The 21,603-nt window shown below is 75.1% G+C and carries 18 protein-coding genes; 10 read left to right on the top strand and 8 right to left on the bottom strand.

Translation table 11 applies throughout. The features are described 5' to 3' along the window. Positions 1-20: 20 nt before the first annotated feature. Positions 21-320, bottom strand: a complete 300-nt coding sequence (locus ACRYR7_RS03010) for a DUF6343 family protein (RefSeq protein WP_432570577.1) — start codon at positions 318-320, stop codon at positions 21-23. Between the two features lie 181 nt (positions 321-501). On the opposite strand from ACRYR7_RS03010, the gene ACRYR7_RS03005 reads away from it, so the two are divergent. The 3 genes from ACRYR7_RS03005 to ACRYR7_RS02995 all read left to right on the top strand — a co-directional run bounded on the left by ACRYR7_RS03005 (position 502) and on the right by ACRYR7_RS02995 (position 4,551). Then, entirely contained in the window at positions 502-1,623 is a 1,122-nt protein-coding gene (locus ACRYR7_RS03005) for a S1C family serine protease (protein ID WP_432570576.1), read from the top strand. A 106-nt stretch (positions 1,624-1,729) separates the two neighbouring features. Continuing rightward, positions 1,730-2,893 (top strand): TIGR03557 family F420-dependent LLM class oxidoreductase, encoded by a 1,164-nt coding sequence (locus ACRYR7_RS03000; RefSeq protein ID WP_432570575.1) that lies wholly within the window; start codon positions 1,730-1,732, stop codon positions 2,891-2,893. 23 nt (positions 2,894-2,916) lie between these two features. Then, positions 2,917-4,551: a family 43 glycosylhydrolase gene (locus ACRYR7_RS02995; RefSeq protein WP_432570574.1), complete on the top strand. Its 1,635-nt coding sequence runs from the start codon at positions 2,917-2,919 to the stop codon at positions 4,549-4,551. Positions 4,552-4,557: 6 nt separating this feature from the next. On the opposite strand, the gene ACRYR7_RS02990 is transcribed toward ACRYR7_RS02995, so the two are convergent. Beyond that, positions 4,558-4,950, bottom strand: a complete 393-nt coding sequence (locus ACRYR7_RS02990) for a phage holin family protein (protein WP_432570573.1) — start codon at positions 4,948-4,950, stop codon at positions 4,558-4,560. A 222-nt stretch (positions 4,951-5,172) separates the two neighbouring features. Here ACRYR7_RS02990 and ACRYR7_RS02985 point away from each other — a divergent pair, with 222 nt between their 5' ends. From ACRYR7_RS02985 to ACRYR7_RS02975, 3 genes are all read left to right on the top strand, one after another. After that, complete coding sequence (locus ACRYR7_RS02985; RefSeq protein WP_432570572.1) at positions 5,173-6,321, top strand: glutathione-independent formaldehyde dehydrogenase; 1,149 nt, start codon at positions 5,173-5,175, stop codon at positions 6,319-6,321. A gap of 163 nt (positions 6,322-6,484) precedes the next feature. Next, positions 6,485-7,234, top strand: coding sequence for an HAD family hydrolase (locus tag ACRYR7_RS02980; RefSeq protein ID WP_432570570.1), 750 nt, complete (start codon positions 6,485-6,487; stop codon positions 7,232-7,234). Then, a complete protein-coding gene (locus ACRYR7_RS02975) occupies positions 7,231-9,594 on the top strand; it encodes a glycoside hydrolase family 65 protein (RefSeq protein ID WP_432570569.1) in 2,364 nt (787 codons plus the stop codon). The genes ACRYR7_RS02980 and ACRYR7_RS02975 overlap by 4 nt, the downstream gene beginning before the upstream one ends. A 13-nt stretch (positions 9,595-9,607) precedes the next feature. Here ACRYR7_RS02975 and ACRYR7_RS02970 read toward each other — a convergent pair whose 3' ends face one another. From ACRYR7_RS02970 to ACRYR7_RS02945, 6 genes are all read right to left on the bottom strand, one after another. Continuing rightward, positions 9,608-10,051: a hypothetical protein gene (locus tag ACRYR7_RS02970; RefSeq protein ID WP_432570568.1), complete on the bottom strand. Its 444-nt coding sequence runs from the start codon at positions 10,049-10,051 to the stop codon at positions 9,608-9,610. Between the two features lie 9 nt (positions 10,052-10,060). Beyond that, a complete protein-coding gene (gene dapB, locus ACRYR7_RS02965; protein WP_432570567.1) occupies positions 10,061-10,816 on the bottom strand; it encodes a 4-hydroxy-tetrahydrodipicolinate reductase in 756 nt (251 codons plus the stop codon). Then, positions 10,813-12,189, bottom strand: coding sequence for a M16 family metallopeptidase (locus ACRYR7_RS02960; protein WP_432570566.1), 1,377 nt, complete (start codon positions 12,187-12,189; stop codon positions 10,813-10,815). Before ACRYR7_RS02960 ends, dapB begins: the two co-directional genes overlap by 4 nt. Position 12,190: 1 nt before the next feature. Then, complete coding sequence (locus tag ACRYR7_RS02955) at positions 12,191-14,437, bottom strand: polyribonucleotide nucleotidyltransferase (RefSeq protein ID WP_432570565.1); 2,247 nt, start codon at positions 14,435-14,437, stop codon at positions 12,191-12,193. A 288-nt stretch (positions 14,438-14,725) separates the two neighbouring features. After that, positions 14,726-14,995: a 30S ribosomal protein S15 gene (rpsO, locus tag ACRYR7_RS02950; protein ID WP_432570564.1), complete on the bottom strand. Its 270-nt coding sequence runs from the start codon at positions 14,993-14,995 to the stop codon at positions 14,726-14,728. 157 nt (positions 14,996-15,152) lie between these two features. After that, entirely contained in the window at positions 15,153-16,106 is a 954-nt protein-coding gene (locus ACRYR7_RS02945; protein ID WP_432570563.1) for a bifunctional riboflavin kinase/FAD synthetase, read from the bottom strand. A gap of 215 nt (positions 16,107-16,321) precedes the next feature. On the opposite strand from ACRYR7_RS02945, the gene pgi reads away from it, so the two are divergent. The 4 genes from pgi (at position 16,322) to ACRYR7_RS02925 (ending at position 21,518) form a co-directional block, all read left to right on the top strand. Then, the gene (pgi, locus tag ACRYR7_RS02940) at positions 16,322-18,016 is read left to right on the top strand and encodes a glucose-6-phosphate isomerase (protein WP_432570562.1); all 1,695 of its coding nucleotides are present in this window, start codon (positions 16,322-16,324) and stop codon (positions 18,014-18,016) included. Between the two features lie 164 nt (positions 18,017-18,180). Beyond that, a complete protein-coding gene (locus ACRYR7_RS02935) occupies positions 18,181-19,209 on the top strand; it encodes an NAD(P)-dependent alcohol dehydrogenase (RefSeq protein WP_432570578.1) in 1,029 nt (342 codons plus the stop codon). Further along, entirely contained in the window at positions 19,206-19,979 is a 774-nt protein-coding gene (locus ACRYR7_RS02930; RefSeq protein ID WP_432570561.1) for an SDR family NAD(P)-dependent oxidoreductase, read from the top strand. The genes ACRYR7_RS02935 and ACRYR7_RS02930 overlap by 4 nt, the downstream gene beginning before the upstream one ends. A 234-nt stretch (positions 19,980-20,213) precedes the next feature. Further along, positions 20,214-21,518, top strand: coding sequence for a dicarboxylate/amino acid:cation symporter (locus ACRYR7_RS02925; protein WP_432570560.1), 1,305 nt, complete (start codon positions 20,214-20,216; stop codon positions 21,516-21,518). The last annotated feature ends 85 nt before the right edge of the window (positions 21,519-21,603 follow it).

Below are 21,603 nucleotides of genomic sequence, written 5' to 3'. Positions count from 1 at the left end.
CCGCGCGGCGGGCCGGGCGCTCAGCCGTGCCGGCGCCGGCGCAGCCTGAGCGAGACGACGACGAGGTCGGCCAGGGCGACCGCGGCGAGCAGGACCAGCACGACCCCCGGGCCGCGCGCGCCGCCGGGCGGCTCGGCCGCGGTCAGCCACAGGGTGCCCAGGACGCCGCACACCACGAGGCCGAAGACGGCCAGCACCAGCCGCAGGGTCAGCGGGGAGCGGGCGGTGCGCGGCTCGTCGCCGGTGCGGCCGCGGGGCTGCTCCGGCGGGACGCGCGGATCCGCCGGTCCGGAGGGGCGGTGCGGGTCGGCTGCGCTCATGCCCGTGCCGTACCCGCCGCGGCGGCGGGCATGCGCGCGGGCCGCTGGGGCGCACCCGGGCGGCGCCCCAGCGGCGCCTGAGTGGCGCGCCGCGCCCGGGCGGCCGAGGATCGGTGGCCAGCCGTGTCCGAGGACCACCGGTGCCGCGCCGCAGCGGCACCGCACGTGAGGGGAGCACCCCGTGAGCAGCACGCCGCCCACCGCCCGACCCGCGGCCCGCCGCCGCACCGCGCTGGCGGGCGTCCTGCTCCTGCCGCTGGCGGTGGCCGGCTGCACCGGCACCGCGCAGCAGGAGGGCACGGCCGCCACGAGCAGCAGCGCACCGGCCGCCAGCGCGCCCGCCGCGCAGGGCACCGGGGCCGTCACCGGCGGCGCGGCCACCCTGGAGGAGTCCTACCAGCAGGTGATCCGCCGGGTGCTGCCCTCGGTGGTGCAGATCAACACCGGCACCGGCCTGGGCAGCGGGGTCGTCCTGGACACCGACGGCAACATCGTCACCAACGCCCACGTCGTGGGCGACGCGCGGACCTTCGAGGTGCAGTTCGCGAACTCCCCCACGGCCTACCCGGCGACCCTGGTGGGCAGCTACCCGCAGAACGACCTGGCCGTGGTGCGCGTGGAGGGCGCGCCCGACCTGGTGCCGGCGACGCTGGGCGACTCCGACGCGGTGGAGGTGGGCACGCTGGTGCTCGCCATGGGCAACCCGCTGGGCCTGTCCAGCAGCGTCACCAACGGCATCGTCTCGGCCACCGGCCGCACCGTCACCGAGCCCCCCAGCGAGGCCGCCCCCGCCGGTGCGACGCTGCCGGGGACGATCCAGACCTCCGCGGCGATCAACCCGGGCAACAGCGGCGGCGCGCTGGTGAACCTGGCCGGGGAGGTCATCGGGATCCCGACGCTGGCGGCCACCAACGGCCAGCAGGGCGGCGCGGCCCCCGGCATCGGGTTCGCGATCCCCTCGAACACCGCCCGCGACATCGCCCTGCAGCTCGTGCGCGACGGCCGCGTGACCGACACCGGCCGCGCCGCGCTGGGCGTGACCATCACCACCATCGCGGACTCCTCCGGGCAGCCGGCCGGCGTCGGGGTGGTCTCCGTGGAGCAGGGCGGCGCCGCCGAGCGGGCGGGGGTGCGCGCCGGTGACGTGATCACCTCGGTCGCCGACCAGGAGGTGCGCAGCGCCTCCGAGCTGGCCACGGTGCTGGCCGGCCTGGACGTGGGGCAGACGGTCCCGGTGGAGGTGACGCGCGACGGCGAGGAGCGCTCGTTCGACGTGGAGCTCGGTGAGCTGCCCGCCAGCTGAGACCGGCCCGTCAGGAACCTGACGCGGTGAACGCGTTCACCGCGCCGCGCACGGGGTAAGCCGCAGACGTCGGAGCACCACGACGCGCGAAGGAGCGGGGACCGCCATGACGATCGGGACGCAGCACGGGGACGGCACGACGGGTGGGGGTGCGGCACCGGGGGCGCACGGCGTGCCCCGCCGCGGCGTGGTGGCGGCGGTGGCCGGGGCGGGGGCGGCCGCCCTCGGCGCCGCCGGCGCCGCACCGGCCGCCGCGGCGGGCGGGCAGGACCGCCGCGGCTGGTGGGCACGCACCGCGCCGGTCGGGTTCGTCCTCTCGCACGAGCAGTTCCGCACCCAGGACCTGGTGCGGTGGGGGGCGCAGGCCGAGCGCGCGGGTTTCGGGCAGCTGTGGACCAGCGACCACATCCAGCCCTGGCAGGACAACCAGCAGCACTCCATGCACCCGTGGATCACCCAGGGGCTGCTGAGCCAGGCGACCCGGAGGGCCACGTTCGGCACCGGCGTCACCTGCCCCACCTACCGCCACCACCCCAGCGAGGTCGCGCAGGCGTGGGCCTCGCTCGGGATCCTGGCACCGGGCCGGGTGTTCCTCGGGGTCGGCACCGGCGAGGCGCTCAACGAGCAGGCGTCCACCGGGCAGTTCGGTCCCTACGAGGAGCGGGCGGCGCGGCTGGTGGAGGCGGTGCAGCTCATCCGGCAGCTGTGGACCGGTGAGCGCACCAGCTGGGACGGCACCTACTACCGGACCGTGGAGTTCAAGCTCTACGACCTGCCCGAGACCCCGGTCCCGATCTACATGGCCGCCAGCGGTCCGCAGAGCGCCTACAACGCCGGCCGCTACGGCGACGGCTGGATCGGCGCGTCCGCGGACTTCTCGGACCCCGAACTGGTGGCGGAGTTCGAGCGCGGCGCCAGGGACGCGGGCAAGGACCCGGCCGCGATGCCGAAGCTCGGGGAGCTGTTCGTCAACGTCACCGAGCAGGACCTGGAGTACGCCGCCACCCTGTGGCACTTCACCGTCGACCCGTGGGACCCCTCGCTGCTCTACGAGCCGAACCCGGTGGAGATCCAGCGCAAGGCCGAGCAGATGTGGCCGCTGGAGCAGGTGTACGCGCAGTGGCCCAAGGGCGGCCCGGAGAACCACGTCGCCGCCGTGCAGGAGCTGCTCGACGCCGGCGTGACGCCGTTCGTCCACTCCGGCCAGCCCGACCAGTCCGCCGTGATCGACTTCTACGGCCGGTACGTGCTGCCGAACCTGCGGTACTGAGCGGCACCTGCGAGCCTTCGGGGGTGCCCTCCCGCTCCCCCGCCCGCTCCTCCGCCCGCCGCGCCCTCCTCCCGGCGGTCCTCGGTGCCGCGCTGACCGCGTCGTGCACCGGGGGACCGCCGGACGGCGGCTGGGGCGGGTGGCGCGGCGGGGCGGGCGCCCCGGAGCCGTCGGCCACGGCCGCGCCGGCCACGCCGGACAGCGCCGACGGCAGCACCGGGCCGCCCGACGAGGGCTGGTTCGAACCAGGCACGAGGTGGGTCGGCGACTTCGGCGACCCGGAGGTCGTCCTCGTCGACGGCACCTACCACGCCTACGCCTCCCCCGTGGGCGGGCGCTACCTGCCGGTGCTCACGAGCACCGACCTGGTGAACTGGACGGTGCGCCCGCGCTACAGCGACGACGGCCCGCCGGGGTCGTGGGGGTACGACGTCGCCGACGACGAGGCGATCCCGGTGGAGGTCCGGCGCGCCGGCCTGGACGACTGGGCCGCCTACGACACCAACGACGCCCTGGTCCGCGCCGCGAGCTGGGGCCTGCCGCACCCGCAGGGCCCCTGGATGGACCGCGACTACTGGGCCCCGGGCGTCTTCGCCGTCGACGGCACCTGGTTCGCGTACTCCCCGGTGCGGGTGTCCCCGGACCGGTTCTGCCTCACGGTGGCCACCGCCACCTCGCCGCTGGGCCCGTTCCGCGACGTCAGCGGCGACGCTCCGGTGCAGTGCCAGCCGCTCGAGCGCGACCCGGCCGGCTCCATCGACCCCGACCCGTACACCGACCCGGCCACCGGGCGGCACTTCCTGCTGTGGAAGGCCGCGGGCAGGCTCGACGTGCGGGAGTCCTCGATCCAGGCGGTGGAGGTCGGCGCCGACGGCCTGCCGCTGCCGGGGGCGGAACCGGTCACGCTGCTGGAGACGAACCGGGACGCCAGGTGGGAGGGGAACACGATCGAGAACCCCTCGATGGTGACGTTCGAGGGCACGACGTACCTGTTCTACTCCGCGAACTACTCCGGGGTGCTCGACGACAGCGGCCGCAGCAACTACGCCAGCGGGTACGCGGTCTGCCCGGCCGGGCCCACCGCCCCGTGCACCCGCCCCGAGCCGCGGGCGCCGCTGCTGGCCAGCCGCGACAGCATCCAGGGCCCGGGCGGCTCCAACGGCTTCGTCGGCACCGACGGGGTGCTGCGCGTGGCCTACTCCGCGTTCTGGCTGGGCGAGGACCGCGGCGGGGAGTTCCCCCACCCGCGCCGCCTGGGCATCGCCACGCTGCAGCGCAACCCCGACGGCACCCTCGACGTCGTCGACGGCCCGGTGCCCGAGGAGCACGCCGTGGACGGCGCCATCGGCGAGGCGTGGCGCGCCACCGGCGGCGCCGACGGGCCGCTGGGCCCGCCGACGTCCGACGAGGTGCGCACCCCGCGCGGCGACGGGGCGTACACCCACTTCCTGGGCGGGTCGATCTACTGGTCGCCGGCCACCGGGGCGCACGCGGTGCAGGGCTCGATCCAGTACGCGTGGGGCGACACCGGCTGGGAGAGGGGCCCGCTGGGCTTCCCCGTCAGCGACGAGTACGCCGTCCCCGAGGGGCGGCGCAGCGACTTCCAGGGCGGTTCCCTGGTGTTCGAGGCGCTGACCGGGACCGTCGTGCGCCGCTGAGGGCCTTCAGGCGCCGGCACCCGGCCGCGCCGCCCGCACGTCCTCGCGGACGCTGGCGATCGTCTCCTCCGGCAGCAGCGAGCCGATGCGCTTGAGCTCGGCGACCCCGGCGGCGCCCAGCGCCGCGGCGCCGCCGCCGTACAGGACGGTGGCCAGGAACGCCGCGCTCGGCGCGGGCAGCACCTTGCCGAGGGTGCGCACCGCGAAGGCGGCGGAGGTCCCCGCGGCCAGCGCGCCGAGGACGGCGGCCCCCCCGAGCAGGGCCGCGCCCCTGGAGGCCTCCTTCGCCTTGGCGAGCATCTCCTGCTGCCCGCGGCGGACCTCGGCGCGCACGAGCTGCGCGGTGTCCGAGGTGAGCTCGTCGACGAGCTGGCCGGCGGTGCGGGGCTGTTCCGTCATCGTGGTCCTCCTGCGTGGTGGGTGCCTGCGCGCCGACCGTACGCGCGGTGCGGCCACCGCGCCGTTCGGCCCGCTGGTTGCGCGCATGACCTCCTGCGCGCGGGGTAGGAGGAGGTCGTGCCCGAGCGGCGGACGGTCCCCGGCCGACCCGCCCCACCACCACCCCACCACCACCGTCGCACCACCGTTCCCACCGCAAGCGATCCCCACAGGAGGAGAACCGTGAAGGCTGTCGTCTACCAGGGCCCGAAGAACGTCACCGTCCAGGAGGTGCCCGACGCGCGCGTGGAGAACCCCACGGACGCGGTCGTGCGCATCACCACGACGAACATCTGCGGGTCGGACCTGCACATGTACGAGGGGCGCACCGGCGTCGAGGAGGGCAAGGTCCTCGGCCACGAGAACATGGGGATCGTCGAGGCCGTCGGCGCGGGCGTCAGCCGCGTGAAGGTCGGCGACCGCGTGTCGGTGCCCTTCAACATCGCCTGCGGCTCCTGCCGCAACTGCGTGCACGGCTGGACGTCGTTCTGCCTGACCATGAACCCCACCGAGGGCATGGACGGCGCCGCCTACGGCTACGCGAACATGGGTCCCTACGACGGCGGCCAGGCGGAGTTCCTGCGCGTGCCGCACGCGGACTTCAACCTGCTCGAGCTGCCGCAGGGCACCGAGCACGAGAACGACTTCACCATGCTCTCGGACATCTTCCCCACCGGCTGGCACGGGGTGGAGCTGTCCGGGATGGTGCCCGGCGACGACGTCGCGGTGTTCGGCGCCGGGCCCGTGGGCCTCATGGCCGCGCACAGCGCCCTGCTCAAGGGGGCCTCGCGGGTGTTCGTCGTCGACAAGGAGAAGGACCGCCTCGCGCTGGCCGAGAGCATCGGGGCCGTCGCCGTGGACTTCTCCGCCTCCGACCCCGTCGAGCAGATCACCGAGGCCACGAAGGGCCGCGGCGTGGACCGCGGCGTGGAGGCCGTCGGCTACCAGGCGCACGACCCCTCCGGCGAGGAGCACCCCGAGCTCGTCCTGGACAACCTCGTGAAGGTCGTGCGCGCCACCGGCGGCATCGGCGTCGTGGGCGTCTACATGCCCCAGGACCCGGGCGCGGCCGACGAGGGCGCCAAGCAGGGCCGGATCGGCTGGGACTACGGCACCTTCTTCACCAAGGGCCAGTCCATGGGCACCGGCCAGGCGCCCGTCATGCGCTACAACCGCCAGCTGCGCGACCTCATCGTCGCCGGCCGCGCCACCCCGGGGTTCATCGTCTCGCACGAGCTCGGGCTGGACCGCGCCCCCGAGGGGTACGCGAAGTTCGACGCCCGCGAGGACGGCTGGACCAAGGTGCTGCTGCACCCCGGTCAGTCGTCCTGACGCGGGTCCCCCACCGCACCACCGGTCCGCGGCGGCCCCCGGCGGCCGCCGCGGACCGGCGCACCCCGCAGCGCGTCGGTCTGCGCCCGGCCGTCCCAGCTCCTAGGCTCCCCGTGGTCCCGGCGCCCGCCGGGACGAGGGGAACGTCGAAGGGACGGCGGACGTGCTGGGACTGCCCGACGGGGTCACGGCCCTGTTGTTCGACCTGGACGGGGTGCTGACGAACACGGCCGCGGTGCACAACGCCGCGTGGACGTCGATGTTCGACACCTACCTGCGCGAGCGCGCGCAGCGGACCGGGGAGGCCTTCGTCCCGTTCGACCCCGACGCCGACTACCGCGGGTACGTCGACGGCAAGCCCCGCGCGGACGGGGTGCGCGACTTCCTGGCCAGCCGCGGCATCACCCTTCCGGAGGGCTCGCCCGACGACCCCGCCGGCGCCGAGACGGTCAGCGGCCTGGGCAACGCCAAGAACGCCGACCTGCTGCACCGGCTGGCCACCGACGGGGTGGAGGTGTACGAGGGTTCGCGGCGCTACCTGCGCGCCGCGCGCGAGGCCGGGCTGCGCCGGGCCGTGGTCTCCTCCAGCGCCAACACCCGCCAGGTGCTGGAGGTCACCGGCCTGGCCGAGCTCGTCGAGGAGCGCGTGGACGGGCTGACGCTGCGCGAGCGGGGCCTGGCGGGCAAACCCGCCCCCGACACGTTCCTGGAGGGCGCCCGGCTGCTGGGGGTGCCGCCGGAGCGGGCCGCGGTCTTCGAGGACGCCCTCTCCGGCGTCGAGGCCGGCCGCGCCGGCCGCTTCGGGCACGTCGTCGGCGTCGACCGCGTCGGGCACGCGCAGTCGCTGCGCGAGCACGGAGCGGACGTCGTCGTGCAGGACCTGGCCGAGCTGCTGGACGGGGAGGCGCGGTGATCGGCCCGGACACCTTCGCCGTCGAGCCGTGGCACGTGCGCGAGACGAACCTGGACCTGAGCGTCCTGGGCCCCTCGGAGTCGGTGTTCGCGCTGTCCAACGGCCACGTGGGCCTGCGCGGCAACCTCGACGAGGGCGACCCGCACGGCGTGCCCGGCACCTACCTGAACTCCTTCTACGAGGAGCGGCCGCTGCCGTACGCGGAGGCCGGGTACGGCTACCCGGAGGTCGGGCAGACGGTCGTCAACGTCACCAACGGCAAGATCGTCCGGCTGCTGGTGGACGACGAGCCGTTCGACGTGCGCTACGGCGAGCTCGTCTCCCACGAGCGGGTGCTCGACCTGCGCGCCGGCACGCTCACGCGCACCGCGGACTGGATCTCCCCCGCCGGCCGGCGCGTGCGGGTGCGCTCCACCCGGCTGGTCTCGTTCGTGCAGCGGGCGGTGGCCGCGATCGAGTACGTCGTCGAGGCCGTCGACGGACCCGCGCGCCTGACGCTGCAGTCCGAGCTCGTCGCCAACGAGGCCATGCCCGCGCAGAGCGCCGACCCGCGCGCCGCCGCGGTCCTCGGCGCGCCGCTGCAGGCGGTCGAGCACGACACCGGCAGCACCGGCGCCACCCTGGTGCACCGCACCCGCGCCAGCGGCCTGCAGGTGGCCGCCGGCATGGACAACACCGTCGAGGCCGAGGGGCGCGTCGAGCACGAGACGCGGGTGTCCGACGACTGGGCCCGCACCACGTTCGTCGTGGCCGTCGAACCGGGCCAGCAGGTGCGACTGGTCAAGCACCTCGCCTACGGCTGGTCCGCGCAGCGCTCGCAGCCCGCGCTGCGCGACCAAGTCGCCGGCGCCCTCAGCGGCGCCCGCTACACCGGCTGGGAGGGGCTGCTGCGCGAGCAGCGCGAGTACCTCGACGCGTTCTGGGACACCGCCGACGTGGAGGTCGAGGGCGACGCGGAGGTGCAGCAGGCGGTGCGCTTCGCGCTGTTCCACGTCCTGCAGGCCGGTGCCCGCGGCGAGGGCCGCGGCATCCCCGGCAAGGGCCTGACCGGCCCCGGCTACGACGGGCACATCTTCTGGGACACCGAGGCCTACGTCCTGCCGGTGCTCACCTACACCGCCCCCGACGCCGCCCGCGACGCGCTGCGGTGGCGCTGGACGACGCTGGACAAGGCCCGATCGCGGGCCGCCGAGCTGGGCCTGCGCGGGGCGGCGTTCCCGTGGCGCACGATCCGCGGCGAGGAGTGCTCGGGGTACTGGCCGGCCGGGACGGCGGCGTTCCACGTCAACGCCGACGTCGCCACCGCGGTGGAGCGCTACCGCGTGGTCACCGGCGACGACTCCCTGGAGGCCGACGGAGGCCTGGAGGTCCTGGTGGAGACCGCGCGGCTGTGGATGTCGCTGGGCCACCACCAGGCCGACGGCTCCTGGCACGTCGCCGGGGTCACCGGGCCCGACGAGTACAGCGCGGTCGTCGACGACAACCTCTTCACCAACCTGGCCGCCGCGCACAACCTCTCCTCCGCGGCCGCGGCCGTGCGCCGCCACCAGGACCGCGCCCGCGCGCTCGGCGTGGACCTGGAGGAGGCCGCGGCGTGGGTGGACGCCGCCAGGGCGGTGCACGTGCCCTACGACGAGCGGCTGCGCGTGCACGAGCAGCACGAGGGGTTCACCCGGCTGCCGGAGTGGGACTTCGAGAACCGGCGCGCGTACCCGCTGCTGCTCAACGCCCCCTACTTCGACCTGTACCGCCGGCAGGTGTGCAAGCAGGCGGACCTGGGGATGGCGCTGTTCTGGTTCGGCGACCGGTTCAGCGAGGAGGACCTCGCCCGCGACGTCGACTACTACGAGCGCCGCACCGTGCGCGACTCCTCGCTGTCGGCGTGCGTGCAGGCGGTGCTGGCCGCGCGCGTCGGGCACCTCGACCTCGCGCACGACTACACCTACGAGGCGGCCAGCGTCGACCTGCGCGACCTGCACCACAACACCCTCGACGGGCTGCACATCGCCTCGCTGGCGGGCACCTGGATGGCCCTGGTGCAGGGTTTCGGGGGGTTGCGCGACACCGCCGGGGAGCTGTCCCTGGACCCCGGCCTGCCCAGCGGGATCTCCCGGCTGCGGTTCTCGGTGCGCTGGCGCGGCTGCACCCTGCGGGTGGACGTGCGCGGGCACGAGGCGACCTACGAGGTGGACGGGGGCCCGCAGGCGCGGGTGCGGCTGCGGCACGCCGGCGAGCAGGTCGTCGTCACCGGCGGCGGGGGGCCGGTGACCCGTCCCCTGCGCGAGCGGGCGCCGCTGCTGCCGCGCCCGCAGCAGCCGCCCGGGCGCGAGCCGGCGTCCCGCACCCCCGCGAGCCGCTGAGGCGGGAGGGGCCTCAGCCCCGCCCGGCGCGCAGCTTGACCGCGTGCCGGGCGGCGGCCCGACCGCGCCGGCGGTCGCCGGCGGCGTCGTAGGCCAGCGCCAGCCGGTACCAGGCGCCGGGGTCGTCCGGCGCAGCCTCGACCTCGGCGCGGTGGCGCTCGAACACCTCCTGCCCCGCGGCGCGGTCCACGCGGCCGGTGGCGGTGCGCTCCAGGTCGTCCTCGGGCAGCTCGCCGCGCTCGGCCAGCTCCCGGCCCAGGCGCTCCGTGGCCCGCCCGAACATCAGCTCGCGCACCACGGCCCACGCCCCCACCAGCGGCAGCACGATCACCGCGGCGCCCAGCAGGACCCCGGCCCAGCGCCCGGTGCCGATGAGATCCACCCCGAGGCGGCCGAGCAGCACGAAGTAGAACAGCAGCGCCGCGCAGGAGACCGCGACGACGACCTTGGTGCGCACGCCCGCCCCTCAGCCGAGGTCGAGGTAGTGCTCGAGCCCCACGGTCACGCCGGGGCGGGAGGCGACCTGCCGCACGCCCAGCAGCAGCCCGGGCATGTACGCGGCGCGGTCGTAGGTGTCGTCGCGCAGGGTCAGGGTCTCCCCCGGACCGCCGAGCACGACCTCCTGGTGCGCGGTCATGCCGCGCATGCGCACCGCGTGCACGTGCACGCCGTCGACCACCGCGCCGCGCGCCCCGGGCAGGGACTGCTCGGTGGCGTCCGGGGACGGGCCCAGCCCGGCCTCGGCGCGGGCGGCGGCGATGAGCTGCGCCGTGCGCACCGCCGAGCCCGAGGGGGCGTCGACCTTGCCGGGGTGGTGCAGCTCGACGACCTCGACGGACTCGAAGAAGCGCGCCGCCCGCCGGGCGAACTGCATGACGAGCACGGCGCCCAGGCCGAAGTTCGTCGCGATGAGCACGTTGCGCCCTGCCTCGCGCTGCCACGCCTCGACCTGCGCGACGCGCTCGTCGGTGAACCCGGTGGTGCCGGTGACGACGTGCAGCCCCATGCCCAGGGCGCGCTGGACGTTGCCCATGACGGAGCCGGGGACCGTCAGGTCCACCAGCACGTCCGCCCCGGCCGCGGCGGCGAGGTCGTCGCCGCGGCCCAGGGCCGCCACCAGCTCCAGGTCGGCGGCGGCCTCCACGGCCGCGCACGCCTGCGAGCCCATGCGCCCGCGGGCGCCGGCGACCGCCACGCGCAGCGGCGGGCGCGCCTCGCTCACCGCACCACCGAGCGGAACGGGGCGTCGTCGGTGAAGGGCCCCACGACCGTCACCGAGCGCGGGCGCGCCAGCAGGTCCGCCGCCATCTCGCGCACGTCCTCGGCGGTGACCGCGCGCAGGCGGGCCAGGACGCCGTCGACGTCGAGGAACTGCCCGTGCACCAGCTCCGCCTTGCCCAGGCGGTTCATCCGCGACCCGGAGTCCTCCAGGCCCAGCACCATCCCGCCGGCGAGCTGGCCGATGCCGCGCTCGAGCTCCTCCGCCTCCAGCGGCGCCCCGGCCAGCTTCACCAGCTCCTCGAGCATCAGCTCGGTGACCTGGCCGGCCTTGGCCGGCGAGCAGCCCGCGTACAGGCCCACGTAGCCGGAGTCGGCGTAGTTGGCGTTGAAGGAGTACACCGAGTACGCCAGGCCGCGCTTCTCGCGCACCTCCTGGAACAGCCGGCTGCTCATCCCGCCGCCCAGGACGGCGTTGAGCACGCTCAGGGTGAAGCGGCGCTCGTCGGTGGCGGTGATGCCGGTGGTGCCCAGCAGCACGTGCGCCTGCTCGGTGGCGCGCTCCACGACCAGCGCGCGACCGGTCCGCAGGCCGCCGGAGACCTCGCCCGCCACCCGGCGCGGGGCCGGCGCGGCGTCGTGCAGGTCGCCCGCGGCGCGCGACAGCTCGCGCTGCACCGCCTCCACGACCTCGTCGTGGTCCAGGCCGCCGGCGGCGGTGAACACCAGCGTGGCGGGGCGGTAGTGCTCGCGGTAGTGCGCCCAGACGTCGTCGCGGCCCACGGCGCGGATGGTCTCCGGGGTGCCGCCGATGGGGCGCGCCAGCGGGTGCTCGCCCAGGACGAGCTCGGCGAAGCGCTCGTGCGCGACGTCGCCGGGGTCGTCGTCGTTCATCGCCAGCTCCTCGAGGATGACCTCGCGCTCGGAGCTGAAGTCGTCCTCGTCGAGCACCGCGGAGGTGACCATGTCGGTCACCACGTCGATCGCCATCGGCAGGTCGGTGTCGAGCACGCGCGCGTAGTACGTCGTGTGCTCCTTGCCGGTGGCGGCGTTGGCCTCGCCGCCCACGGCGTCGAACGCCGTGGCGATGTCCATCGCGTCGCGGCGCTCGGTGCCCTTGAAGAGCAGGTGCTCCAGGAAGTGGGTGGAGCCGAAGTGACCGCTGGTCTCGTCGCGCGAGCCGACGCCAACCCAGCAGCCGATGCTCGCCGAGCGCTGCCCGGGCATCGCCTCGGTCAGCACCCGCGCGCCGCACGGCAGCACCGTGCGGCGCACCAGCGCCCCGTCCGCCTCGGACAGGGTGGTCGTGACGGGGCCCGACCCCGCCGCCTCCGTGGGGAGGTCGACGGGGCCGGGCGCGCCGTGGGGGACCGGCACGTCAGGCGTCGGTCGCGGCGGCGTCGGCGGTCTCCGCGGTCGCGGACTCCTCCTCGGCCACGACGGGCACCAGCGACAGCTTGCCGCGCGGGTCGATCTCGGCGATCTCGACCTGGACCTTCTGGCCGACCGAGACGACGTCCTCGACGTTGTCGACGCGCTTGCCGCCGGAGAGCTTGCGCAGCTGCGAGATGTGCAGCAGGCCGTCCTTGCCGGGCAGCAGCGAGACGAACGCGCCGAAGGTGGTCGTCTTCACGACGGTGCCGAGGTAGCGCTCGCCGACCTCGGGCATCGTCGGGTTGGCGATCGCGTTGACCGCCGCGCGCGCCGCCTCGGCCGAGGGGCCGTCGACCGCGCCGATGAACACCGTGCCGTCGTCCTCGATGGAGATGTCGGCGCCGGTGTCCTCCTGGATCTGGTTGATCATCTTGCCCTTGGGCCCGATGACCTCGCCGATCTTGTCGACCGGGACCTTCACCGTGATGATGCGCGGCGCGGTGGGCGACATCTCGTCCGGCGCGTCGATGGCCTCGGCCATGACGTCCAGGATGTGCAGGCGCGCGTCGCGGGCCTGGGTCAGCGCACCGGCCAGCACCGAGGCGGGGATGCCGTCCAGCTTGGTGTCCAGCTGGATGGCGGTGACGAACTCCTTGGTGCCGGCGACCTTGAAGTCCATGTCGCCGAAGGCGTCCTCGGCGCCGAGGATGTCGGTCAGCGCCGCGTAGCGCGTCTCGCCCTCGACGGTGTCGGAGACCAGGCCCATCGCGATGCCGGCCACGGGCGCGCGCAGCGGCACGCCGGCGTTCAGCAGCGACAGGGTCGAGGCGCACACCGAGCCCATCGAGGTGGACCCGTTGGAGCCCAGCGCCTCGGAGACCTGGCGGATCGCGTAGGGGAACTCCTCGCGGGCCGGCAGCACCGGCACCAGCGCGCGCTCGGCCAGCGCGCCGTGGCCGATCTCGCGGCGCTTGGGCGAGCCCACCCGGCCGGTCTCACCGGTGGAGTACGGCGGGAAGTTGTAGTTGTGCATGTACCTCTTGCGCGTCACCGGCGAGAGGGTGTCGAGCTGCTGCTCCATGCGCAGCATGTTCAGCGTGGTCACGCCGAGGATCTGCGTCTCGCCGCGCTCGAACAGCGCCGAGCCGTGCACCCGCGGCAGGACCTCGACCTCGGCGGACAGCGTCCGGATGTCGGCCAGGCCGCGGCCGTCGATGCGGACCTGCTCGGTGAGGATGCGCTGGCGGACCAGCTTCTTCTGCAGCGAGCGGTAGGCCGCGGAGACCTCCTTCTCGCGGCCGGCGAACCGCTCCGCGAGGGACTCGCGCAGCTGCGCCTTGATCTCGTCGATCCGGCCCTCGCGCTCCTGCTTGCCGCCGATGGCCAGCGCGCCCGCGAGGTCCGCGGAGGCGGCCTGCTCGACGGCGGCGTAGACGTCGTCGGCGTAGTCGGGGAACAGCGGGAACTCGGCGGTCGGCTTGGCGGCCTGGGCGGCGACCTGGGCCTGGGCCTTGACCAGCGCGGCGATGTGCGGCTTGGCGGCCTCCAGGCCCTGGGCCACGACCTCCTCGGTGGGGGCGGTCGCGCCCTGCTCCTTGATGAGGTTCCAGGAGCCCTCGGTCGCCTCGGCCTCGACCATCATGATCGCGACGTCCTCGGAACCGTCCGCGCCGGTGACGACGCGGCCGGCGACGACCATGTCGAAGACGGCGCGCTCGACCTCGGAGTAGCGCGGGAACGCCACCCACTGGCCGTCGATCAGGGCGATGCGCACGCCGCCGACCGGGCCGGAGAACGGCAGGCCCGCGAGCTGGGTGGACATCGAGGCGGCGTTGATGGCGACGACGTCGTACGCGTCGTCCGGGTGCAGCGCCATCACCGTGACGACGACCTGGACCTCGTTGCGCAGGCCCTTGACGAAGCTGGGGCGCAGCGGGCGGTCGATCAGGCGGCACGCCAGGATCGCCTCGGTCGAGGGGCGGCCCTCGCGGCGGAAGAACGAGCCGGGGATCTTGCCGGCGGCGTAGCTGCGCTCCTCGACGTCCACCGTCAGGGGGAAGAAGTCGAACTGGTCCTTGGGGGACTTGCCGGCGGTGGTCGCGCTCAGCAGGAACGACTCGCCGTCCAGGTACACGGCGGCGGAGCCGGCGGCCTGGCGGGCCAGGCGGCCGGTCTCGAAGCGGACGGTGCGGGTGCCGAACGAGCCGTTGTCGATGACGGCTTCGGCGGCGGTGATCTCAGGACCCTCCACGGGTTCCCTCCTCTTTCCGTCTGTGGTGCGGTGCCCGCCGCACCGGCGCGTGCCCGGCGGGGGTCTCCCCCGCCGGTCCGGCCTTCGATCGAGGCCCACGGGCGCTGAGCGCCCGGAGGCCACTACCGAGGACCGGCACGACGCTGCGCGGTACGGCGGCCGGGTGCTGCGGTCAGCACCCCGAGTCTGCCCGGAGTCGGGCGGTCGTGCGCGGCAGCGGCCCGCCGGGGCGGACGGCCGCGCACGAGCAGCAGGGGCGGCCCCGGGAGGGACCGCCCCTGCGCCGCGTCAGCGGCGGATGCCGAGCCGCTCGATGATCGAGCGGTAGCGGTTGATGTCCTTCTTGGCCATGTACTGCAGCAGGCGGCGGCGCTGGCCGACCAGCAGCAGCAGCCCGCGGCGGCTGTGGTGGTCGTGCTGGTGCGTCTTCAGGTGCTCCGTCAGGTCGCGGATGCGCTGCGTGAGCATGGCCACCTGCACCTCGGGCGAGCCGGTGTCGCCCTCGCTGGTGGCGTACTCGGCCATGATCTTCTGCTTGGTCTCGGCGTCGAGGGGCACGGTGCTCTCCTGGGTCTCGTTGCGCGGTGCTCCGGGGCTGATCCACCCGGGCTCTCTGTGTCCGCGGCCGTTCGGACGGCTCGTTCAGGCTACCAGCCGGGCCCGCGCCCCCCGTGACCGCACGGTGCGCGGACCGGTGCCGCGGGGAGCCGAGCGCTCAGGCGACGCCGAGGAGCTCGCGGCAGCGCTGCACGTCGCGCTCCATCTGCTCCACGAGCGCCTCGACCCCGTCGAAGCGCAGGGTGGGGCGCAGGTGGTGCAGGAAGTCCAGGGAGACGCGCTCGCCGTAGAGGTCCAGGCCGGGGCTGTCGATGCAGTGCGCCTCGACGCGGTGCTCGAGGCCGTCGAAGGTGGGGTTGGTGCCCACCGAGACCGCCGCGGGCAGCCGCTGGCCGGAGGGGCGGTGCAGCCAGCCGGCGTAGACGCCGTCGGCGGGCACCAGGCCCTCGGCGTCGTGCGGGGACAGGTTGGCCGTGGGGTAGCCCAGCTCGCGGCCGCGGTGGTCGCCGTGCACGACGGTGGCGCTGACGCGGTGCGGGTGCCCCAGCACGGCGGCGGCGCGCTCGACGTCCCCGGCCGCCAGGGCCCGGCGCACCGCGGTGGACGACCAGCGGGGCGCGCCGTCGGCGCCGGTGCCGTCGCCGAGGTCGTCCAGCGCCGTCACCGCGAAGCCGTGCCGCTCGCCCAGCTCGCGCAGGGTGGCCAGGTCGCCGCTGTTGCCGCTGCCGAAGCGCACGTCGTGGCCGACGACGACCTCCACGGCGCCCAGGGCGCGCACGAAGACGTCCTCGACGAAGCGCTCGGGGCTCCAGGCGGCCAGCTCCCGGGTGAACGGCACGACGAGCACGGCGTCCACGCCGCAGGCGGCGACCAGGTCCAGGCGGTGCTCCAGGCCGGTGAGCAGGCCGGGGGCGCGCTCGGGCTGCAGCACCTGCAGCGGGTGCGGGTCGAAGGTGACGGCCACGGCGGCCGCGCCGCGCTCGCGGGCGGCGCGCACCACGCGGTCCAGCACCGCCACGTGGCCGCGGTGGACCCCGTCGAAGTTGCCGATGGTGACCACCGACGGACCGAAACCGGGGTCCACGTCTGCCAGGTCGTCCCACCGCTGCACCCGGACACTGTGCCAGCCGCCCGCCGGGCGCGCGGCGCGCGGGTGCCTGGGGCCCCCGTCCGGGCCGCGCGGCGGGCGGCGCGGCGGGCCGCTCGCGGGCCGCGCGGTGGCCGCCCGCGCGGCGGCGCGCGCACGTGGCTAACGTCTCGTGCGGCACCAGACCGATGACGACCCGGGCCGGGAGCGCCCGGCCGCACGAGCGCTGGAGGCGACGCGTGAGCGAAGGACCCGTGGACCCGACGAGGACGAGCGCGTGGGAGGCCCTGGCCGCGCACCGCGCCGCCACGACCCCCGACCTGCGCGGCTGGTTCGCCGACGACCCGCAGCGCGCCGAGCGGCTGACGTTCGAGGCGGCCGACCTGCACGTGGACCTGTCGAAGAACCTCCTCACCGAGGAGACGGTGCGGCTGCTGCTGCAGCTGGCCGAGGAGACCGGGGTGCTGGCCCGCCGGGACGCCATGCTCACCGGCGAGCACATCAACGTCACCGAGGACCGCGCGGTGCTGCACACCGCGCTGCGCCGCCCGCCGGGGGCGCGGCCGGCGCTGGTCGTCGACGGCCAGGACGTCGACGCCGACGTGCAGCGCGAGCTGGGCAAGGTGCTGGACTTCGCCGAGTCGGTGCGCTCGGGGCGCTGGACGGGCGTGACGGGCAAGGCGATCCGCACGGTGGTCAACATCGGCATCGGCGGCTCGGACCTGGGCCCGGTGATGGCGTACGAGGCGCTCAAGCCGTACGTGCAGCAGGGCCTGGAGTGCCGCTTCGTCTCCAACATCGACCCCACCGACGTCGCCGAGACGACGGCGGACCTGGACCCGGAGACGACGCTGTTCATCGTCGCCTCCAAGACCTTCGGGACGCTGGAGACGCTGACCAACGCGCGCCTGGCGCGCGCCTGGCTGTGGGAGCGCCTGGGTGCGGCCGGCGTGCTCGCCGACGACGACGCGGCCCGCCGCGACGCGGTGGCCAAGCACTTCGTGGCCGTGTCCACCGCCCTGGAGAAGGTCGAGGCGTTCGGCATCGACCCGGGCAACGCGTTCGGCTTCTGGGACTGGGTCGGCGGGCGCTACTCGGTGGACTCCGCCATCGGCACCTCGCTGGCCGTGGCGATCGGCCCGGAGCGCTTCCGGGAGTTCCTGGCCGGCTTCCACGCCGTCGACGAGCACTTCCGCACCGCGGAGCCGGCCGCGAACGTGCCGCTGCTGATGGGGCTGCTCAACGTCTTCTACGTCAACCACTGCGACGCGCACACCCACGCGGTGCTGCCGTACTCGCAGCACCTGCACCGCTTCCCGGCGTACCTGCAGCAGCTGACCATGGAGTCCAACGGCAAGTCGGTGCGCTACGACGGCTCGCCGGTGACCACCGCCACCGGCGAGGTGTTCTGGGGCGAGCCGGGCACCAACGGCCAGCACGCGTTCTACCAGCTCATCCACCAGGGCACCCGGGTGATCCCCAGCGACTTCATCGCCTTCGCCACGCCGGCGCACCCGCTGGTCGACCGCGACGGCGGCGAGGCCGACGTGCACGCGCTGTTCATGGCGAACTTCTTCGCCCAGACCAAGGCGCTGGCCTTCGGCAAGACGGCCGAGGAGGTGCGCGCGGAGGGCACCGCCGAGGAGGTCGTGCCGGCGCGGGTGTTCTCCGGCAACCGGCCCACCACCTCGATCATGGCGCCGGCGCTGACGCCGTCGGTGCTGGGCCAGCTCATCGCGCTGTACGAGCACGTCACGTTCGTCGAGGGCGCGGTGTGGGGCATCGACAGCTTCGACCAGTGGGGCGTGGAGCTCGGCAAGAAGCTGGCGCTGGAGATCGCGCCGGCGCTGACCGGCGACGCCGCGGCCCTGGACGCGCAGGACCCCTCCACCGCCGCGCTGATCCGCTACTACCTGGAGCGGCGCAGCAGCTGACGCGCGCCGGGGCCCGGCGGGGGGCGGGTGGCGCGCACCCGCCCCCCGCCGGGCACTCTGGTCCCCCGCAGCCCCGGCTCCGCGCCGGGGCGCCACCGCGTGGAGGAGAGAACGTGAGCACCGACACCGCCGTCGAGGGCGTCGACACCACCGTCCCCGCGACCATGCGCGCCAGCGTCCTGGTGCGGCAGGGCGTCATCGAGGTGCAGGAGCGGCCGGTCCCCGTGCCCGCCGAGGACGAGGTGCTCGTGCGCGTCGCCTCGGTCGGCGTGTGCGGCTCGGACGTGCACTACTACCAGCACGGGCGCATCGGCGACTTCGTCGTCGAGCAGCCCCTCGTGCTGGGCCACGAGGTCTCCGGCCGCGTCGTGGCCGTCGGGCGCGACGTGCCGGCCTCGCGCGTCGGCGAGCGCGTCGCGGTCGAGCCGCAGCGCCCCTGCCGGCGCTGCCGGCAGTGCAAGGCCGGGCGGCTGAACCTGTGCCCGCACATGCGCTTCTACGCCACCCCGCCGGTGGACGGCGCGTTCTGCGACTACGTCACCGCCCCCGCCGACATGGCCCACGAGGTGCCGGACACGATGTCCGACGACGCCGCGGCGCTGCTGGAGCCGTTCTCGGTGGGCCTGTGGGCCGCGCACAAGGCGGGCACCACCCCCGGCGACCGGGTGCTCGTCGCCGGTGCCGGGCCCATCGGCGCGATGGTCGCGCAGGCGGTGCGCGCGCGCGGGGCCGCCGACGTCGTCGTCACCGACTTCGTGGACTCGCGCCGCGAGCGCATCACCTCCTTCGGCGCCACGCGCGCGCTGCACCCCGTGGACGACGCCGACGAGATCGCCGCGCTGGGCGCCGACGCGTTCGTGGACTGCTCCGGCGCCACCCCGGCGGTGCTGGCCGGCATCCGCGCGGTGCGCCCGGGCGGCGCGGCGGTGCTGGTGGGGATGGGCGCCGACGAGATGCCGGTGCCGGTGTCCCTGGTGGCCGCCCGCGAGATCACCCTGACCGGCGTCTTCCGCTACGTGGACACCTGGCCGCGCGGCGTGGAGCTCTTCCGGGCCGGTGCGGTGGACCTGGACGGGATGGTCACCGCCCGCTACCCGCTGGAGCGGGTGGAGGACGCCCTCAACGCCGACTCCGACCCGCTGAGCATGAAGGCCGTCGTCGTGGTGAACCCGACCGCCGGGGCCGCCGCGTGAGCGGGGTGCTGGAGCGCTTCGCGCTCGAGGGGCGGGTCGCGCTGGTCACCGGCGGCTACCGCGGCCTGGGCCGCGCGTTCGCGCAGGCGCTGGCCGAGGCCGGCGCGGACGTGGTCGTCGCCGCCCGCGACGAGGCCGCGTGCGTGGCCGCGGCGCGCGAGGTCGCCGGCTCCACGGGGCGGCGGGCGCTGGGCCTGCGCATGGACGTCACCTCCCGCGCGGAGGTGCAGGCCGCCGTCGAGCGCACCACCGCCGAGCTGGGCGGGCTGCACGTGCTGGTGAACAACGCCGGCACCTGCGTGCACCGGCCGGCGCTGGAGGTCACCGACGAGGAGTACGACGACGTCCTGACCACCAACCTCAAGGGTGTGTGGCTGCCCAGCCAGGTGGCCGCCCGGTGGATGGCGGAGCACGGCGGCGGCAGCATCGTCAACATCGGCTCCATGAGCGGGCAGGTCGTCAACCGCCCGCAGATGCAGCCGGTCTACAACGCCTCCAAGGCCGCGGTGCACCACCTGACGCGCTCGCTGGCGGCGGAGTGGGCGCCGCTGGGCATCCGCGTCAACGCCCTGGCCCCCGGCTACGTGCGCACCGACATGTCCCCCGTGGACGAGCCGCGGTTCCAGCGCATGTGGATCGAGGACGCGCCGATGCAGCGCGTGGCCACGCCCGAGGAGATCGCCGCGAGCGTGGTGTACCTGGCCTCGGAGGCCTCCAGCTTCTCCACCGGCGCCGTGGTCGTGACCGACGGCGGGTACTCGCTCTTCTGAGCGCAGCTCGCGAGCCGGGCCGGGCGGTGCGGGGACGGGCGGCGGGCGGTGGCCGCCGCCCGTCCGGGGGACGGCGGGAACAGACGCGGCCGGCGCGGGCTTGACGCCTGCGGCATGGACACCGGACGAGACCTCACCGAGCGGCTGCACATCGACCTGGGCCGGACGGCGAGCGCGGTCTAGGGGCGCTGCACCGCCCCCACCGCGCCACCCACCCCCACCCAGGAGACCCCCGTGTTCCGCACCCTGAAGCGGACGCCCTTCGGCGTCCAGGTGCTCGTCGGCCTCGTCCTCGGCGTCGCGCTCGGCGCGCTGGCGCGCTCGATGGGCGGCACCGACGAGGACCCGAACTGGCTGACCACCACCCTCGCCACGATCGGCTCCACGTTCGTCACGCTGCTGCGCACCCTGGTGCCGCCGCTGGTCGTCCTCGCCGTCGTCACCTCCATCGCCAACCTGCGGCAGGTCACCAACGCCGCCCGCCTGGCCTGGCGGACCCTGCTGTGGTTCGCGATCACGGCGCTGGTCTCGGTCGGCATCGGCATCGGCATCGGCGTGCTCACCGACCCCGGTGAGCGCACCTCCGTGGCCGCCTCCGCCGCCGCCGAGCCCAGCCGCACCGGCTCGTGGCTGGACTTCCTGCAGGGCGTCGTGCCCGACAACGTCCTGGGCCTGCAGGCCTCGGCCTCCGCGGACGGCGGCGTGTCGCTGTCCTTCAACGTGCTGCAGCTGCTCGTGCTGTCCATCGCCGCGGGCGTGGCGGTCCTCAAGGTCGGTGAGAAGGCCGAGCCCGTGCTGGCCGTGGCCCGCTCGGGCCTGGCGGTCGTGCAGACGGTGCTGTGGTGGGTCATCCGCCTGGCCCCGCTGGGCACCGTGGGCCTGCTGGGCGGGGCGGTGGCCACCTACGGCTGGGACGCGCTGAGCCCGCTGGCGGTGTTCGTCGCCGACGTCTACGCCGGCCTGGCGCTGGTGCTGCTCGTGCTGTACCCGGTGCTGCTGCGCGCCCACGGGCTGAGCGTGCGCCGCTTCGCCGCGAGCGTGTGGCCCGCCACCCAGCTGGCCTTCGTCTCCCGCTCCTCCATCGGCACCCTGCCGGTGACCCAGCGGGTCACCGAGGAGATGGGCGTGCCGCGCGAGTACGCCTCGTTCGCGGTGCCGCTGGGCGCCACGACGAAGATGGACGGCTGCGCCGCGATCTACCCGGCCCTGGCGGCGATCTTCGTGGCCGGGTTCTTCGGCGTGGACCTGTCGATCACCGACTACCTGCTCATCGCCTTCGTCTCCGTCGTCGGCTCCGCGGCCACCGCGGGCCTGACCGGCGCCACCGTCATGCTGACCCTGACGCTGTCCACGCTGGGCCTGCCGCTGGCCGGGGTCGGGCTGCTGCTGGCGATCGACCCGGTCCTGGACATGGGCCGCACCGCCGTGAACGTCACCGGCCAGGCGCTCGTGCCGGTCCTGGTCGCCAAGCGCGAGGGGATCCTGGACCTGGCGCGCTTCCGCTCCGGCGCGGAGGAGCGCGAGCTCGTCGGCGCCTGAGCCCCGCGAGCACCGTGAGTACCCGGACGCCCGCCGCCCCGCACCACGGGGCGGCGGGCGTCCGCGCGTGCACCGGCCGGCGACG

This window comes from Kineococcus gurbantunggutensis (genome assembly GCF_050871925.1).
Taxonomy (GTDB): domain Bacteria; phylum Actinomycetota; class Actinomycetes; order Actinomycetales; family Kineococcaceae; genus Kineococcus.
Note: the sequence above shows the minus strand (reverse complement) of the source record. Positions and strands in the feature narration are given on the sequence as shown.

Coding starts and splice junctions, on each gene's coding strand:
- ACRYR7_RS03000 (WP_432570575.1), top strand. CDS start 1,730: ATGACGATCGGGACGCAGCACGGGGACGGCACGACGGGTGGGGGTGCG.
- ACRYR7_RS02990 (WP_432570573.1), bottom strand. CDS start 4,950: ATGACGGAACAGCCCCGCACCGCCGGCCAGCTCGTCGACGAGCTCACC.
- ACRYR7_RS02935 (WP_432570578.1), top strand. CDS start 18,181: ATGCGCGCCAGCGTCCTGGTGCGGCAGGGCGTCATCGAGGTGCAGGAG.
- ACRYR7_RS03010 (WP_432570577.1), bottom strand. CDS start 320: ATGAGCGCAGCCGACCCGCACCGCCCCTCCGGACCGGCGGATCCGCGC.